9 protein-coding genes and 7 pseudogenes are annotated in these 18,581 nt (G+C 33.2%); 4 read left to right on the top strand and 12 right to left on the bottom strand.

Going from position 1 to position 18,581, the window contains the following annotated elements; translation table 11 throughout:
* Positions 1–65: 65 nt before the first annotated feature.
* The 5 genes and pseudogenes from ACZZ95_RS24925 to ACZZ95_RS24945 form a co-directional block, all read right to left on the bottom strand.
* Positions 66–549, bottom strand: a pseudogene (locus ACZZ95_RS24925) (ABC transporter ATPase).
* 112 nt (positions 550–661) lie between these two features.
* Positions 662–1,453, bottom strand: a complete 792-nt coding sequence (locus ACZZ95_RS24930; RefSeq protein ID WP_463471145.1) for a (Fe-S)-binding protein — start codon at positions 1,451–1,453, stop codon at positions 662–664.
* 193 nt (positions 1,454–1,646) lie between these two features.
* Positions 1,647–2,987 (bottom strand): annotated as a pseudogene (locus ACZZ95_RS24935) (4Fe-4S dicluster domain-containing protein).
* Between the two features lie 6 nt (positions 2,988–2,993).
* Positions 2,994–3,962 (bottom strand): MlaD family protein, encoded by a 969-nt coding sequence (locus tag ACZZ95_RS24940; protein WP_463471146.1) that lies wholly within the window; start codon positions 3,960–3,962, stop codon positions 2,994–2,996.
* Between the two features lie 50 nt (positions 3,963–4,012).
* Positions 4,013–5,138: pseudogene (locus tag ACZZ95_RS24945) on the bottom strand (N-acetylmuramoyl-L-alanine amidase family protein).
* A gap of 83 nt (positions 5,139–5,221) precedes the next feature.
* Here ACZZ95_RS24945 and ACZZ95_RS24950 point away from each other — a divergent pair.
* Both ACZZ95_RS24950 and ACZZ95_RS24955 read left to right on the top strand, forming a co-directional pair.
* Positions 5,222–7,923: pseudogene (locus ACZZ95_RS24950) on the top strand (putative LPS assembly protein LptD).
* Between the two features lie 27 nt (positions 7,924–7,950).
* Positions 7,951–8,332: pseudogene (locus tag ACZZ95_RS24955) on the top strand (Rid family detoxifying hydrolase).
* On the opposite strand, the gene ACZZ95_RS24960 reads toward ACZZ95_RS24955, so the two are convergent.
* The 7 genes and pseudogenes from ACZZ95_RS24960 to ACZZ95_RS24990 form a co-directional block, all read right to left on the bottom strand.
* Positions 8,313–8,687, bottom strand: a complete 375-nt coding sequence (locus ACZZ95_RS24960; protein ID WP_463471772.1) for a methylglyoxal synthase — start codon at positions 8,685–8,687, stop codon at positions 8,313–8,315. The pseudogene ACZZ95_RS24955 and the gene ACZZ95_RS24960 sit on opposite strands and share 20 nt — an antisense overlap.
* 10 nt (positions 8,688–8,697) lie before the next feature.
* Entirely contained in the window at positions 8,698–9,549 is an 852-nt protein-coding gene (locus ACZZ95_RS24965) for an N-acetylglucosamine kinase (RefSeq protein WP_463471147.1), read from the bottom strand.
* Between the two features lie 129 nt (positions 9,550–9,678).
* Complete coding sequence (gene gap / locus ACZZ95_RS24970) at positions 9,679–10,683, bottom strand: type I glyceraldehyde-3-phosphate dehydrogenase (RefSeq protein ID WP_463471148.1); 1,005 nt, start codon at positions 10,681–10,683, stop codon at positions 9,679–9,681.
* 92 nt (positions 10,684–10,775) lie between these two features.
* Positions 10,776–11,763: pseudogene (pfkA, locus tag ACZZ95_RS24975) on the bottom strand (6-phosphofructokinase).
* Positions 11,764–12,072: 309 nt separating this feature from the next.
* Positions 12,073–12,624: a translocation/assembly module TamB domain-containing protein gene (locus tag ACZZ95_RS24980; protein ID WP_463471150.1), complete on the bottom strand. Its 552-nt coding sequence runs from the start codon at positions 12,622–12,624 to the stop codon at positions 12,073–12,075.
* A complete protein-coding gene (locus ACZZ95_RS24985) occupies positions 12,572–13,513 on the bottom strand; it encodes a translocation/assembly module TamB domain-containing protein (RefSeq protein ID WP_463471151.1) in 942 nt (313 codons plus the stop codon). The genes ACZZ95_RS24980 and ACZZ95_RS24985 overlap by 53 nt, the downstream gene beginning before the upstream one ends.
* Entirely contained in the window at positions 13,461–16,574 is a 3,114-nt protein-coding gene (locus tag ACZZ95_RS24990) for a translocation/assembly module TamB domain-containing protein (RefSeq protein ID WP_463471152.1), read from the bottom strand. Before ACZZ95_RS24990 ends, ACZZ95_RS24985 begins: the two co-directional genes overlap by 53 nt.
* Before the next feature lie 237 nt (positions 16,575–16,811).
* Here ACZZ95_RS24990 and tsaD point away from each other — a divergent pair.
* Positions 16,812–17,835 (top strand): annotated as a pseudogene (gene tsaD / locus ACZZ95_RS24995) (tRNA (adenosine(37)-N6)-threonylcarbamoyltransferase complex transferase subunit TsaD).
* Positions 17,836–17,837: 2 nt separating this feature from the next.
* Entirely contained in the window at positions 17,838–18,548 is a 711-nt protein-coding gene (locus tag ACZZ95_RS25000; RefSeq protein ID WP_463471153.1) for a 16S rRNA (uracil(1498)-N(3))-methyltransferase, read from the top strand.
* Positions 18,549–18,581: the final 33 nt, after the last annotated feature.

An 18,581-nucleotide genomic window follows, 5' to 3' on the forward strand; every position in this document is an offset into this window, starting at 1 on the left:
AGTATAAAACAAAAAAAGGCACAAAATCTAAAATTTCATGCCTTTTAAAATATCATAAGCGATTCTTAGAAAAATCTACTGTGCCAGCTGTCGGCGGCAGGAACTTCCCAAGACTCGTTGAATTCTTCAATATTATTAACCAAGTTATTAAAAACAATCGTATTCTCAGAAACCGATTTATCTTTAACCATTTTCTTAAAATCGATTAATGTTTTATGAGCGATATGTTCACCGTTTTTAAAAGTAACATTCATTTTATCCAATAAATCAACATTATATTTCTTCTCCAAACTTTGGATAAATTCTACAGAACTATCTATAGAACAACCCGTCGCAGACCTGAACATCTTGATTAACAGCCAATATTATAAATCTGTTATATTTCAATAAAAAAGAAGCTTCAAGACTGGTACCGTGTGCGTCCCATTGTTCTACAAAAGCTTTTAAATCAGTTTCGATTTCAGAAAACTCTTCCTCAGAAAATTTTCTGTTCGATTGATAAATCCAAACTCTGGATTCACCAGGTAAATCTTCAAAAGGTATATACATTTTTTAATTTTAGATTTTAGATTGTTGTTTTTTTTTTTGAAAGTTTCAAGTTTTAGGTTTCAAGTTAAAAACCTGAGAATCTTAGAAACTCAGCACCTTAGAACCTAACAAATTAAAGATCTTGCGCATTAGCAATTAACTCTGCAACATCCATTACTTTTACTTCTCCCTCTTTATGTGCATGTTTAATTCCATCTGTTAACATCGTGTTACAAAACGGACAACCCGCGACGATAATATCCGGCTGTACTTCCAAAGCATCTTCTGTACGAAGTACGTTTACTTCCTTGTTTCCAGGTTCGGCATCTTTAAACATTTGTGCTCCGCCTGCCCCACAACATAAACCATTTGATTTAGAACGTTTCATTTCGACTAATTCAACATCTAACTTTTGAATTAAATCTCTCGGCGCTTCATAAACTTTATTTGCTCTTCCTAAATAACAAGGATCATGAAAAGTTATTTTCTTTCCTTTAAATTGTCCACCTTCGACAGTTAACCTTCCATCATCAATTAATGATTTCAAAAATTCTGTATGATGAATTACTTCGTAATTACCGCCTAATTCAGGATATTCATTTTTTAACGTATTAAAACAATGCGGACAAGCGGTAACAATTTTTTTTGCTTCATAAGCATTCAAAACCTCGATATTCATCATGGCCTGCATTTGAAACAAAAATTCATTTCCAGCTCTTTTTGCAGGATCTCCAGTACAACTCTCTTCTGTACCTAAAACCGCAAAAGAAACATTCGTACGATTTAAAATACGCACAAATGCTTTAGTAATTTTTTTTGCTCTATCATCAAAACTCCCTGCGCAACCTACCCAAAATAAAACTTCTGGCTGTGTTCCCTGGGCTAGCATTTCTGCCATTGTTGGCACTACTAAACTTTCTGACATCTTCTTTTGTTGTTAAATCGGTTAATCGTTTATTTGGTTAATCGTACTCCTAACTATAACCCACTAAAAACCTATAATATTTTATTCAATCAATTAAAAAGTTAATCGTTGATTTTGTTTAATTGTTAATCGCAAGCTTGTCGAACCCTAATTACGATTAAACAAATTAACAATTAACCGATTAAACACTATTTTAATTTTCGTTTTTCCAGTTCAATCGATCCTGCTGGCTGTACTGCCAAGGAGCGCCATTATTCTCAATATTAGTCATCATCGCATTTAATGACATTGGAGCGACGACTTTGTTCCATTACCAAATAACGACGCATATCCATAATAATAGATAACGGACTAATATTTACCGGACATTCTTCTACACAAGCATTACAAGACGTACAAGCCCATAATTCTTCTGGAGTGATATAATCATTTAAAAGCATTTTGTTGTCTGGAACAAAAACACCTTTATTAGCATCAATATTTTTTCCAACTTCAGTTAAACGATCTCTTGTATCCATCATAATCTTACGAGGAGATAATTTTTTACCTGTTTGATTTGCTGGACAAGCAGATGTACAACGTCCGCATTCTGTACACGTGTAAGCGTTTAACAACTGAACCCAGTTTAAATCCTGAACATCACTTGCTCCAAATTTAGATGGCGCAAGCATTTTCATCTGCAGGCGGTGCTTCGCAGACAAACGGATCAGCATTTGGATCCATCATTAACTTCACCTCTTTGGTTACAGATTCTAAATTATCAAACTGCCCTTCTGGTTTCAAGTTTGCAAAATAGGTGTTTGGGAAAGCCAAAAGAATATGTAAATGTTTCGAGAAGTATAAATAGTTCATAAAAACTAAAATACCTGCAATATGCATCCACCAGAACACTTCAAATAAAAGCACTACCAATTCATTTGACAGACCATTAAAAATCGGTGCAATAAACTGACTTACTGGAAAACTTCCTGCTTTATGAAAAACACCGCCTGGAACATTTTGTAAATGAAGATCTGCGGCATTCATTAGTAAGAACAAAATCATTAAAACGGTTTCAAAATACAGAATGTAATTGGCATCGCTTTTGGGAAATCCTTTTAAATCAGAATGAATAAAACGTTTCAGTCTGATAAAATTTCTTCTAATCCAAAATACGGTAACCGCAAAAATTACCAATATTGCCAATATTTCAAATGACGCAATTAAAACATCATAAACTACACCTAAATAAGGAGCAAAAATTCTATGTGTTCCAAAAAGTCCATCAATAATAATCTCTAATAATTCGACATTAATTATTATAAAACCAACATATACAAAGATATGCAGTATTCCAGCAACAGGGCGTCTCACCATTCTTGACTGCCCAAGAGCAATCAATGCCATGTTTTTCCAACGAGCTTTAGGATTATCTTTTCGATCTACATCAACTCCCAAATTTATATTTCGGATGATTTTTTTTTACGCTCGCCGCAAAAAAACCGAAACCTACTATAAGAAGTATTGCGAATAAAATATTATCTAAATAACTCATTTATAATTATTTTTTATCTGTTGAGTTTGTTTCTTCTGCTGGCGGTGCTACGTATGGTTTATTTTTCTTTCCAAAAAGAGAAACGTTTACGTAACGCGTTGGATAAAGACGTACATCCTGCAATAACAATTCAAGCTCTTTTGAAGTTTTAGCTAAGTTATTATAAAGCGCATCATCATTTAATAATTTACCTGCAGTACCTTTACCAGAATTTAAATTATTCATTAAGCCATCAACTTTTGCCAAAGCCTGATTAAGATTACGAACTGTTTTTCCTAAATCTGCTTTATTCAAAGAATCTGATATCTTATTAAAGTTACTTGACATTTTATTCAAGTTTGACACTGCACTATTAATTTGACCTTTATTGGTATCCAAAATATTGTTCAAACTTCCAGAAGCTCTATGAAATTGTCGCATAGTCTGACTCAACTCAGCAATTGTTTTCTTTAGGTTTTCTTGCGTAGTTTTATCTAAAGTATTGTTTAATCCAGTAACTAGAACGTCAATATTTACAAGCATTTTATCCAGCTTCTGCTGAATTGGCTCTATTTTCCCTCCCAATGATTCTGTCAGGCCCAGTTCTACAGTAGAAGTTAATTTTTGCCCGTCTTCAGCTAATTCTTTATCAGCCATGTTAGGAACAATTTTAATTTGCTTTCCTCCAATTAAACTTGGGGAATAGATTGTCGCTGTACTTGATTTAGAAACTGGAAAATCAGTTTTTAATTGAAGTTCAACTAGTAATTTACCTGTTACTTCGTCAATTGTAATTTTATTTACTTTACCAATCGCAAGTCCGTTAAGTGTTACTGGTGCTGATGCTGATAAATCTTCAACATTATCATATTCAGCATATAATACTTTATAATTTGTAAAAAGGTCTCTGCCTTTTAAAAAACTATATCCCCAGATAAATAATAAAATCGATGCGATGACTAATATAGCCGTTTTAATTTCTCTTGTTAGTTTCAAAATTCTAAGTGTTTATACAAAATTAATATAAATATTCGAACTTGCGCCTATTATTTAATTGCGTCCTGAATATTGATTTTTTCTCCATCTTTGGTTGCCACTAAAAATGCTTGCGCCATACCCTTTACTTTTAGCTTCTTGCAAATATTTTTGCGCTGTTTCGTAACTTGAAGTTTCTTCGTAGAAATATTTATAAATATTGTTTTCATATAGCATTGATACATTTTTAAGTCCTTTAAAGTTTTTTGGTTCTAAAGGTGTTTTTTTGATACTTGCTATTAGCTGTACTTTAAAAAATGTTCCTTTTGGGGCATTCTTCGCGACTGTTACAGCCGCAGTCTTTGGTTTTACTGGAGTTGAAGTATCTCTTACTGGTCTACTCTCAGCGACTTCTGGTGCTCCTGATCCAAAATATTCTCTTTTATAACTTAAGATCGCTTCGGCAATTGCTCTCGCAATGTCGTCCTGTCCTTCTTCTGAATTTAAAATATTTCCTTCTGTCGGATTAGAAACAAAACCTGTTTCAACCAAAACTCTCGGCATGTATGCTTTATGAAGTACCATAAACGGCGCTTGCTTTACACCGCCTTGACGAAGTTTTTTACCTAATTTCTCAAAGTTATCTTCAATTTTAGTTGCTAATGAAATACTGTTATCCAAATATTCTTCCTGCATTAAAGTCATTCCGATCATTGATTCAGGAGAATTTGGATCGAATCCTTCATATTTACGTTGATAATCTTTCTCTAAAGTAATTACCGAGTTCTCTTTTTTCGCGGCTTCTAAATTAGAGGCAACTTTACTTAATCCCATTACATAAGTCTCAGTTCCGTCCGCAGTAGTAACTTTATTTGCGTTACAGTGAATAGAAACAAAAATATTTGAGTTTGCTCTGTTTGCAATATTTGCTCTTTCGACCAAATCTATAAAAACATCGGTCTTACGAGTATAAATTACGTTTACATTTGGGTTAAGCTCTAAAATTTTGCCCACTTTTAAAACAATAGCTAAAGCAATATTTTTTTCAATTCTGTCGCTATAAACTGCTCCAAAGTCATGAGCTCCGTGTCCGGCATCCAAAGTCACCTTAAACACATTTGACTGACTATGAGCATAAAAAGACAGTATCGTTAGAAATAAAGTAAATATTACCTTAAATTTGTTAATTCTATTCATAAATCTAAAAGTTAATTTTAATAAAATGCAGACAGTTATAATTTTTAGAATTGATTATTTTTGCCAAAAAATTATATGTAAGTTTGACATGTCAAAAAACACGCCATACTTTTACAAAAATAGCATTTAAACCTTTGCATACAAACTTATTTAATATCGTTTTAATATCATTTTTCCTAACTATAGGTTGTGGTAATTTATATTCGCAAGAAATAAAAAATAAAAAAAAGCCTTTACCTGCTGTAAAACAAACAGATAAAGAAGCTCCAGCAATTACAGACACTATAAAGCTTGATACCGTAAAACCGAAAAAAGCTTTTTTGGACGGAAAGGTGCGATACAAGGCTAAAGATTATGCGAAGATAGATCAAAAGAGAAAAACGATCACTTTGTATAATGAGGCAGAATTATACTATAAAGATGTTGAATTAAAATCTGGTATAATTGTTCTTAATTACGAAAAAGATGAAGTTTACGCCGGAAGAATTAAAGATTCTGCGGGAGTTTTAACTCAATATCCAAACTTCAAACAAGGATCAAGCGAAGTACAACCCGACTCTATCCGTTTTAATTTCAAAACAAAAAAAGCTTTAATTTACAATTCAAGAACCAAACAAGGTGAATTAAACATAAAAGTCAGCGGTTACTAAAAAAGAAAATGATTCTGTTTATTATTTAAAGAATGCCATTATTACCACTGCCGATGATATTGATCATCCAGAATATTATTTCCGAACTCAAAAAATCAAATTTGTTCCTGGAAAAAAAATCGTAACAGGTTTAACTCAAATGGTTATTGCTGATGTTCCTACTCCACTAGCATTACCTTATGGATACTTCCCTTTGAGTCAAGAAAAAAGCGTTTCAGGAATTATAGTTCCAAGTTACAACGATTCGAATACAAGAGGTTTTTCATTGCAAAATGGAGGTTATTACTTTGCATTGAGCGATAATTATGATTTAACCGTACTTGGAGATTATTATACCAATGGAAGTTACGCCATGCGTTTTGAATCGGCGTATGCTACAAGATACAAGTATCGCGGAAATATCAATGTTCGTTTTGAAAATCTTATTAATAGTGAGCGTGGTTATCCGGATTATACAAAACAAGGTATTTACAACATTCAATGGTCGCACTCTAAAGACACAAAATCAAACCCTAATTCAACCTTTTCAGCATCGGTTAACATGGGTAGTAGTAAATACTTCAAGCAGTCTATCAACCAAGCCAATATTGGATCGAACTTAAATAATACTTTAAGTTCCTCTATTACCTACAACAAAACTTTTAATACGATTCCTGGTTCTCGTATTGCGTTATCTGCAACACATAGTCAAAATACGCAGACAGAAGACATTATTATGACACTTCCATCTTTACAGGGAAGTATTGACCGTGTATATCCTTTTGTTGGTAAAAATGGCGTTAAAAAAGGTTTTATTAAAAACATTAACCTTCAATACAGCGTAAGTGGTAAAAACTACTTTAAAACAAAAGATTCATTATTTTTTAAACCGCAGATGTTTAACGATGCCCAGTTAGGAATGCGAAGACACTATTCCGTTGAGTACGAACTTTAAGCTTTTTAAATATTTTAGTGCTGGAGCTTCTACTACTTATCAAGAAACATGGGTTAATAAAACTATAGATAAAAGCTACGATCCCTCTCAAGGAAAATCTGTAGATACACCTGTAAATGGTTTTGATTCTTTTAGAACTTACAATTTCAGCACCAATTTAGGAACTACTATTTACGGAACTTTTAATTTTGGAGAAGATAAAAGAATACAGTCTATTAGACACGTAATGCGTCCGAGTATAACTTATGCTTACACCCCAAGTTTTGAGCGTTATTACGACACTTATGCAGTTGATGCAACTGGAAGAATAACTAATGAATATACAAGGTTTGAGAATGGTATTTTTGGACAGCCAAGCAAAGAAAATTCTAACATTGTCGGTTTTGCATTAAGCAATACTTTTGAAGCCAAAGTTAGAGATCGAGACAGCACAAAAACAGAGCCTAAAAAAGATAATGCTGTTAAACAACTTAAACTTGAGCACAAGTTACAACTTCGATGCTGATGGAACATCAACATTTGCATGGCGACCTGTTTTAGTAAGCGGTGGAACACAATTTTTTGACAATAAAATGAACATGAATTTTGGCGCAACACTTGATCCTTATGCGCTTGATAGTGGTAACCAAAAAATCAATAAGTTCAACATTGATAATGGAGGAAGTTTATTTCGATTAACCAGTGCGAATGTAACTGTAAATTATTCGTTTTCAAATAAGGGCACCGGCAAAGAGAAAAAATACACAGAGTCAGCGGAATGGAGGTCGAAGCGATGATTTGTTTGGTACAAATACCGACTTGAATGACAGCCGTAACAGCCAGTTTGTCGATGAACCTGAAAAAGAAGATGTAATTACGGAGTTTTTTAATTCGAAAATTCCATGGGATATGACTTTAGCTTACTCCCTTACATACTCAAATACGGGAAGACAAAATGAAATTTCAGGAAACTCTCTAATGGTTTCGATCAATACAGATATTACGCCGAAATGGAAAGGCGGGGTTTCTACTGGTTATGACTTTGTACAAAAAGGTGTTACTTTTACTCAATTCCGTTTTGAAAGAGACTTATTGAGCTGGAGAATGGCATTTAACTGGCGTACCGCTTGGAACAAACTCTAACTGGAATTTCTTCATCGGTATTAAATCTGGTATGCTTAGTGATATTAAATGGAACAAACGAAGCGTTTCTAATAGATAAACTACTTTCGAATCAAATAACTTTATTATGAAAAAAATCATCTTTACCGAGAAAGCTCCGGCTCCAATCGGACCTTATAATCAGGCCGTTTTATCTGGAAATACACTTTATGCTTCTGGACAAATTGCAATTAATCCTGAGTCAGGAGAACTGATTACAGACAATATTAATGACGAAACCAATCAGGTTATGCAGAACATTGCCGCAATTCTTGAAGTCTGCAGGGATGACTTTTGAGAATGTAGTAAAGGCTACTATTTTCATTATGGAGATGAATAACTTTGGAGCAATAAACACGGTTTACGGTTCCTATTTTAACGAAAAAACCGCTCCAGCTCGTGAAACGGTTCAAGTGGCTTGTCTGCCAAAAAATGTAAATGTTGAAATTTCTATAATTGCTGTGCAATAGCATCTAATAATAATTGTGCCGTTGCTTCATTGGTTGCCAGCATGACATTATGTACATCACAAACACGAATCAGCATATTAATATCAGCTTCGTGCGGATGACTTGACAGTGGATCTTTAAAAAAGAAAACCATTTGAGTTATTCCTTCCGCTACTCTTCCTGCAATCTGCGCATCGCCTCCAAGAGGACCAGAAAGCATTCTTTGCGTTTTAAATCCAGTCGCTTCAGCTTTTCCTCCAGTTGTCCCTGTACCAATCAGCCTTACTTTTTCATTGTGTAAAACAGCTTCATTTTTAATTAAAAAATCAATTAAATCAGCTTTTTTTCCATCATGAGCAATAATGGCAATTTCCATAAAACCAGAACTATTGATTAGCGACATGGTAAGCAATTAATCCATCAATAGGTCTTCTTAAAACATTCCCTAATTGAAGTTCATATTTATTGAAAGTCTCTTGTAACTCATCTTTCAAATAAAATGCAATAGAACCTACGAAATGAACTGGAACTTCTTTACAGTTATCGAATTGCTGAATGTAATTCTTAACGAAAGATTTCATTCCTTTAAAGATAATTTTTCTGCAGAACTCAGTGTCTTTGTGCTTAATTAAAAACTTCGCATACGTTGCTAAGTAAGCATTTGGATTTGGTTCTTTATATAATTTATTTTTAATAAAATCTGGATCAACATCATATTCTTTTTCAAGTTCAGAAGCTAATTCCTTAGGCATTTTATTAAAATAGTACTTTCTAATTAATTCTTTTCCGAAAACATTTCCGCCGCAGTCATCCATAACGATATATCCTAATGACTGAACTTTTTGATGCAATACTTTTCCATCAAAATAACTGCAGTTAGAACCAGTTCCTAAAATAGAAACAATTGCTTCTTGTCCTTTTGGAGTTGTTGCGTAAACTGCCGCATAAGTATCTTCTTGAACATCAACAATAGCGTTAACGAAATACTCTTGGAAAATTTGTGATAGTGCTGTTTTCATTCTATCAGTACCACAACCGGCACCGTAAAAGAATAAATGAGTAGCATTTTTTTTGTTTTGTAAAATATCAAAACGATCGTTTAATCTTTCGATAATTTCCGGACCGTCAAGAATTTCAGGATTTAATCCTAGGGTTTGTGTCGTGAATAATACTTTTCCATTATCATCAATTGCAATCCAATCGGCTTTAGTAGATCCACTATCAACTATTAATTTCATTTTTTTTTGTTTTTGGATTAGGTCTTCCCTATTACTAATTCAAAAGTGTATTTTCTACATTAATCATAGAGGTAACAAAATAAGAAAATCCCGCTATTGGATAACGGGATTTTTCAAAAATATTTATTATTATTTTAAACCTGCAATATGTACAGATAAATCAATTAATTTGCTTGAGTATCCGTACTCATTATCATACCAAGAAACCAATTTGAAGAAAGTTGAATTTAAACCAATTCCAGCAGTAGCATCAACGATTGAAGTTCTTTTGTCTGAAATAAAATCTTGAGAAACAACTGCATCTTCAGTATATCCTAAGATACCTTTCAATTCGTTTTCTGAAGCTTTTTTCAAAACAGCCATAATTTCTTCATAAGAAGTTTCTTTAGCTACTTTTACAGTTAAATCCACTGTAGAAACGTCAGCTGTAGGAACACGGAAAGCCATACCAGTTAATTTTCCATTTAAATCTGGAATTACTTTTCCAACCGCTTTTGCAAGACCTGTTGAAGAAGGAATGATATTGATTGATGCAAGACGTCCACCTCTCCAGTCTTTTCTTGAAGGTCCGTCAGCTGTCATTTGAGTTGAAGTTGTAGCGTGAACAGTTGTCATTAAAGCTTCAACGATTCCGAAGTTATCGTGAATAACTTTAGCTAAAGGAGCTAAACAGTTTGTAGTACAAGAAGCGTTAGAAACAACTAAGTCAGAAGCTTTTGCAGTTTCGTGGTTTACTCCCATTACAAACATTGGAGCATCTGCAGATGGAGCAGAAATGATTACTTTTTTAGCACCACCTTTAATGTGCTCATTTGCAGTTTCGATAGTTGTGAAGATACCAGTACATTCAGCTACTACATCAACATCAACTTCGTTCCATTTTAAATCAGCAGGATTTCTTTCTGCAGTAATACGGATATTTCTTCCGTTTACGTAAAGTTTTCCTTCTTTAACTTCTACAGTTCCATCGAAACGACCGTGAACTGAATCATATTTTAATAAATAAGCTAAGTGATCTACATCTAACAAGTCATTGATTGCAACAACTTCTACATTATCTCTATTGAAAGACTCTCTAAAAACGATTCTTCCGATACGTCCAAATCCGTTTATTCCTAATTTTACTTTTGACATTTTACTAAATTTTTGCTTTTGTTTTTATTACACTATTTCAAAGTCTAATTTCCTCACAATAAACTTCTCTTCTTTTAAACTTTTATATTGGATTATGTCGACATAATGTCAGACACTCTTAATAATTCTCTGTCTATTTCAGATTTCCCCTTAATAGCCTGCTCAAGCGGCGTTAAAACCACTTTATCTTCTTTAAGTCCAACCATATAATTTGATTTTCCTTCAATTAAAGATTCTACTGCTTTTACTCCTAAACGGCTTGCTAAAACACGGTCAAAACAAGATGGAGAACCACCACGTCGCATGTGTCCTAAAACAGATACTCTTACATCGTACTCTGGTAGATTAGCTTCAACATAATCTTTTAATTCGAATACGTTTTTACCAATTTTATCTCCTTCAGCAATCACTACTATACTTGATGATTTTCCTGAAGCTTTACTTTTTTGAAGTGAATCTAAAAGACGATCTAAACCTAAGTCTTCTTCAGGAATAAGAATTTCTTCTGCTCCTGCTCCAATACCTGCATTAAGCGCAATGTGACCAGCATCTCTACCCATAACCTCTACAAAGAATAAACGGTTATGCGAACTTGCTGTATCTCTAATTTTATCAATACAATCTACAACAGTATTTAAGGCAGTGTCGTAACCTAAAGTAAAACTCGTACCAAAAATATCATTATCAATTGTACCCGGAATTCCCATAACTGGGAAATCATATTCTGAATTAAAAATCAAACCTCCAGTAAAACTTCCATCTCCACCAATAACCACCAAAGCATCAATTCCTGCTTTTAAAAGATTTTCGTGTGCTTTTTTTCTACCTTCTGGGGTTCTAAACTCAACTGAACGAGCCGATTTTAGGATCGTTCCACCTTTGTTTACAATATTATTTACGCTTCGGGGTCCCATTTCTTTGAAGTCTCCTTCAATCATTCCTTGATACCCTCTATAAATTCCGATGCATTCTATATTATGATATGCGCAAGTTCGAACAACTGATCTAATTGCAAGCATTCATTCCAGGTGAGTCTCCTCCTGACGTAAGAACACCTACTTTTTTTATTGTTTTTGGCATTATTTAAGTATTAAAGTGTAAAATTAGCAAACATTAAGCACTTTTCAGGTTACGATTATCATAAATTAATAAAATATGTTAAATTCAAACGTTTTCGTTAATAAGTTTTTTCTAGGAAAAAATTTCATTAAAAATAATAAATCACTATCTTTTTAATTAAATCGTCAAAATTAACAATACCTAAATGAAGTGTTATAAAAATCGGAATTTCTCGCTCAGATGAAAAATTCTAATAGAGCCGCTAAATTTAGCACAAAAAAAACCATTATGAGAATAATGGTTTTATAAATGTCTTTTTTTAACAAAGTGTTAATAATCATTGTCGGGAATTAGTCCCTGATTATTACTTGGCTCTTGTTTCTGCTTGTTTTCATCTTCCTTTTTCTTTTTCTCCTCCTCTTTTTTCCTTTTCTCTTCCTCTTTGGCAGTTTTCTTTTTGTTTTTATCTGAATCCTTTTTACTTGTAAAGTTCATATAGTCAGGATTGAGATAAGAATCCTGAAGATCATCAGATGATCCTTTTACAGCCTTTTCAATTTTATGATTCTTAAACAGTTTATTGACTAATTCGCTAAAAGTATCAAAATCTACTTCATAAGAAATACCAACTCCTTGCGTATATCCAATTCCCTGTCCGATATAATTAATATCATTTTCTTTATTAAATAGTCGCAGATTCATTGTACCATCCTCATTGACACGATATAGAATTTCAATATCACCCACAATTGCAGATTCATTTACACCGCCGACCGGAACTCCTAATTTTCCATTTATGGTAATGCGTTCATTAACCTGAGAAGATATATTAGCTACGAATTGACCATCTGCTTCCTGTCCCATTCTTCTGTCTGCAAGCAATATAGTTTAAGTCGATATTTACCTTATCATTGTCAGATTTTATAATGTTACCAAATAAACTTGATGCCGTTTCTGACAATGTTCCAGAGAAATCTCCCTGACTGAATCCGTCTGTACTCATAAACGAACCTGTAGACAATAAATATAATGCTTGTGTCTGACGAATGTCTTTATCGTCTAACTTATATTGTATTTCCGATTTCAACACGCCGCTCACAGATGGAAATTGAATATCAAAATTAGGTTCTGGACTCGCTAAATCTCCTCTTAATCCAATAACAACTTCGACTGGTACTTTTTTATTGAATGAAGAAGCATTATCTAAAAGCACTGCAGGATTTGCTGTAGTTTTATAAACCGCTTCCAAATTTAACTGGGCACGCATCGGGTTTCCTTCCCAAATAATCGAACCTCCTTTTTTAACCGAGAATTTTTTATCGATAAGTCCGCCGTATTTAAAGTTATATGTTCCTTCGTATGCCTGGAAATCTCCCCACATATTGAATTTACCAAGCGTATTAATTTTAAACAAAAGCGATCCGTATCCTTTTCCTTTCATACCATGTCCAGAATTTCGATCGAGAATAACTTCTACTTCAGCATCTGGGGTAATATCAAAATCAAATTCCAGTTCAAGTCCGTTGTAATTTCTTGTTTTTTCAACAATTCCATTAGCGAGATTATACTTTTCTTTTGGCGTCACAAAATGAATCCAGTCGCTCTCTCCAACACTTTGCACATTATTAATAGGGATCTTGACTTCGGTTCCTTTTTCAGATTTAGCATCAACCTTAATAAATAAACCTTCTACAGGGCCACGAATACTTGCTGATCCGTTAATAAAAGCCGTACCAAAATAAGTCAGCATCATCGCTGTCTTTTGTATCAAGTGCCAGTAAACGTTTTGATGTTATATTTAAATCTAATTTCCAGTCACCAAAATTCTGATGTTCGATACTTCCGTTCAGCAGTCCTTTTGTTCCATATTTAGTATCCGTCAGCTGATTATTTCTAAACAGGAATTTTTCATTGGTCAAATCAATTACTGTTCGATCACTTAATTCGTAATCGACATTTAAATAAGGCACAGTCATTCCTGCTTTTTCAACATACAAACGACCGTTGATTTCTGGTTTTTTCAAATTTCCAACAACAGAGGCATTTCCAGAAACCGAACCACGAACATTAGATAAAACATCACCTCCAATTGTTCCTAAAGTGGCCAGATTAAATCCTTCCAATTTCATGTTCATGTCCATTATAGTTTCTTTATTCTCTACTGCAAAAGTTCCGTTAGCTCTAAATGATTCTGTAAAACCATTTTGTATAGACGAATTAACTGTGAATTTTCTAAATGTTTCATCTCCAGAAATATCAAAATTAAGCGTACCCAATTCTGTTTTATTCAAAACAAGATGATCAATTTTTATGGTCGCTGTGGGCTGGTAAACATTTTTATTCTGTTTATAATTTATATTACCATTTAAATTACCATTGAATACAAATTTAGAATTTACGGGCGTAATTTTATTGATGTCAACATCTTCAAAATTCAGCACCAGATCTTTATAATCGTTCCCTTTAATCTCACCATTCAAATCAATTTTCTGATTTTCGTGAGATAAAACAATATTATCTATGGTGAAATTTTTAAAATACTGATCAAAAACAATCTGATTGTCTTGTTCGGCGTCTTCATTTAAGTACCATAAGTAGTCTTTAAACTTCATCTCGGATTTCTTGATTCCGACAATATTGTTTTTATTTTTATCTATTGTATGATATAAATCCAGATTAAAATAATCTTCTCCAGTATTTCCTCCTTTAAATTCGGAGCGTACAAACAATGTATCTTTTGATGTAACATTGATCAAATTAAAATCGCGAATCTTGTAATAAGGCGTCTTAATACTGTCTAATTCGATGAACGCATTGTAAAGGGTATTCTTATTATCGATATTGATTCGAATATTATCAAATGTATTCTTGGTCGCCGTAATTTTCTGTGATCTGAAACGGAATTTAAATTCCTGCAGATCCGAATCTATCTTTCCTCGTACAACCGTAGAAGAGTCAATATTTATATCTGGATAAAGCATTTCTACGACTTTATCGTAAACACGGAAATTAAAGCGTAAAAACTGTCCTTTCTTAACTTTGTAAGGTTTATAATTAGTATATAAACTTCCAACAGAGTTCATTACCAATTTATCCAATTGGTCAAATCTGAATTTTCCAACAATTTTTCCGTCCACAACATCATTGGAACCAATGGTAATAGTTCTCAATCGATCTGCATCAAAATTGGAGCTGATTGTTACTTCTTCAAAAACATAATTGGATTTCGGATTTTGATATTCGGCATCTTTTATAAAAATATCTCCTTGAAGATTTTCGATAGAATTTCCGGTAACCTGAACCACAACATCTCCTCTAAAATGAGAAATTGAGTCACCAACGAATTTTAATTTTCTTAAATCTGAATTCTCCACATTGATATGAAAATCGTAACGGTTTTCTTTTTTACTCAAATCCAATAAACCATCAAAACTTAAACTTAAGTTTGGATCATTGACGGCAATTTGTCCTTTATAATAAGGAAGTTTAAAATTTCCGTTGACTACTATATTATTATAGGTATACTTGTTGTAATCTAATTTCGAAATATCTCCTTTAATAATAGTATTCAAATATTTTTCTGTAAAACCAACTCCGTCAACATCAAGATTTAAAGTTGTTTTTCCAACATCTTTTCGATTTAATACGGCTCCTACATCGAAATTAGTCAAGATAATATTTCCCGAATACGAAGCTTTATCGATAAAATCCATATTGTTCATATGAAGATCTACCTGCCCGTTTCCGAGGTCGGTTGCCATTTTAAAATTGGTTTCTAATTCTGTCGTCGAAACCTTAGCTTTTCCGACAATATTAAATTTACCAATTCTTTTAAGTTCTTTTGGAAGTTTTTTTCCTAAAACCTCTGGAAGCAAAACAACCATATTATCATAGCTGGAAAGCAGTTTATCGAATTTTCCGTCCATAGAAAATCGCCGCGTTTTACTGCCTAAAAGATTTCTGAAGTTTATTGTTCCGTTAATTTTTGATCCGTTAGTATCGCTTAATCTTAATTTAGAAAGCGTTAAATCATTCAGCGGACCGCTTAATTTTGTTTTGATTTTAAAATGTTGATTCTTGCCTAGTCCATCATAAAAATAACGGATATCATTTGTCGCAATAGAAGCCGAGTCTAACACTACATTAAACTTCACTTTATCTGTAAAATCAAGAAAATCTTCTGGTTTATAATTTAAAACTGCTAACCCATAAATGGAAGATCTTTTGGTTTTAACAGCCAGGTTTTCAACCTTAATCTGTTTTTTGGTATAGGTGAATTTTCCAGCAAAATTGGATACATACAAACCGCGGTGATCCATAAATGAAAATCGATGAATGTTCGTATTTACATCCGGTCCATACAATTTAAAGTCACTGATGTAAGCATTTAGTTTTGTAAAATCTAAAAATAACGGTGTGGCTTTGTTTTCATCAACTACAGAAAATCTCCCTTTATCTATATAAGCATTTTTAGCAGTCAGCAAAAAATGTTTGGTAGATTTTGAAGGTGTTTGATTTTTTGTTTCAAAAGCTTTAATAAACTTATTGATATTATTTTCGTCTTCTCCTTTGTAGGTTTTCAGGTTAAAAATCAAACCTGTTAAGCGTAAATCTCCGAAAATTAAATCACCGTCAAGTAATCGGCTGAAACTCGCAATATCTGTAGTAATGATATCAGAGTAAATCAGTGTTTTTTTATGATGATCTAAAATCATCACTTTTTTTAACTTGACACCGCCAAAAATGTTAATTGCCGTTTTCTCAACGCTGATATTAACCTTAAAATCTTCGTTTAAAGAGTTGGTCACATAATTAGCAATCTGAGTCTGCACAACAGGCGACTGACAGCGTAATAGCCAGTATTAGCAAAAGTAAAAGCGACCAATTAGGGTTCGTGATATTATTTTCTTTACTTTTCTGATAACTGTTTTAATTTTAGTTTTCTTTTAAATTTATTTTGAACAGACAAAGAACGGCTGTTTTTGATAAAAATTCTTTAATTTTGGTCACTTCTTAAATCAAATAAATAATTTGATTTGTCAAATATAATTCAAAATTTGTGCCTTTATATGCAAAATCCAGAGGTTTTTATTCTAGCCATCGAAAGTTCATGCGATGATACTGTCGCCACGGTTTTACATAACGACAAAGTATTGTCAAATGTTGTAGCCAATCAATTAATTCACAATCAATACGGAGGTGTTGTTCCTGAATTGGCTTCGCGAGCGCACCAGCAGAATATTGTACCCGTTATAGATGCCGCACTTCGTAAAGCAAATGTACAAAAAGAACAGTTAAGCGCAATCGCTTTTACGCAAGGTCCAGGCTTAATGGGATCTTTATTAGTTGGGACTTCTTTCAGCAAGTCTTTGTCTCTGGCTTTACAAATTCCGTTAATTGCTGTAAATCACATGCATGCCCATATTTTAGCCCATTTTATTGATGAAGAAGGTTATGACAAACCAGAATTTCCTTTTTTAGCCTTAACTATAAGCGTACGGACATACGCAAATTGTACGAGTAAATAGTTTTTTTGATATGGAAATCATCGGAGAAACAACAGATGATGCTGTGGGTGAGGCATTTGATAAAAGTGCAAAGATTTTAGGACTCCCTTATCCGGGCGGACCTTTGATCGATAAATACGCAAAAGAAGGAAATCCGAAAGCATTTACTTTTACAAAACCAAAAGTGCCTGGATTAGACTTTAGTTTTTCTGGACTTAAAACAGCTATTTTATATTTCATTCAAAAAAACAAACAAGCAAACCCAAATTTCATTGAGGAAAACCTGAATGATATCTGTGCCTCAATTCAGCATACGATTATCGAAATTTTAATGGATAAAATTAAAATGGCGGTAAAAGAAACTGGAATTAAGCAAATCGCAATTGGCGACGGGGTTTCTGCAAATTCAGGAATTAGAAGCACATTAAAAGAAACCGAAAGCAAATACGGCTGGAAAACTTTTATTCCGAAGTTTGAATATACAACAGATAATGCCGCAATGATTGGAATTGTGGGCTATCAAAAATACTTATCTAATCGTTTTGAAACTTCTGCTGTTGTTTCTAAAGCAAGAATTCAATTTTAATCATGCAGTTATTTTTCAATCCGAATATAGACGAAACAACTCAGAGCTTTTCTTTTGATAAAGAAGAAAGTCGTCACATTATAAAAGTTCTTCGAAAAAAAGATTCCGACATTCTACATGTTACAAATGGTTCAGGATTATTATTTGAAACCCAGATTACATTGGCTTCAGACAATAAATGTATCGTTGAAGTACTTTCTATATCCAATGCCGAAAAACCAAAATTTCATCTGCATTTAGCCGTGGCGCCAACCAAAATGAATGATCGTTTTGAATGGTTTCTGGAAAAAGCAACTGAAATTGGAATTCAAGAAATAACACCAATTTTTTGTGATCGTTCTGAACGAAAAGTAATCAACAAAGACCGTTTTGAGAAAATTATTCTGTCGGCAATGAAACAGTGTAACGAAAGTTTTCTGCCAAAATTAAATGAAGCAGTTTCGTTTAAAGAATTTATCAAAAAACAGCATCAAGGTTTACAATTGATTGCGCATTGTGAGGAAACAGATAAAAAATCTCTTAAAGAAGTCTTGCGACCAAATGAAAATGTCACGATTTTAATTGGACCCGAAGGCGATTTTTCTGAGAAAGAAATTGCATTGGCATTAGAAAACAATTACAAACCAGTAACTTTAGGAAATACACGTTTAAGAACCGAAACAGCCGCTATTGTAGCCTGCCATAGTGTTGTTTTTTTTAATGAGAATATCTAGCTGATTGGTTACATAAAACCTTTGTCAAAGTTT

Source organism: Flavobacterium sp. AC267, from assembly GCF_979258715.1.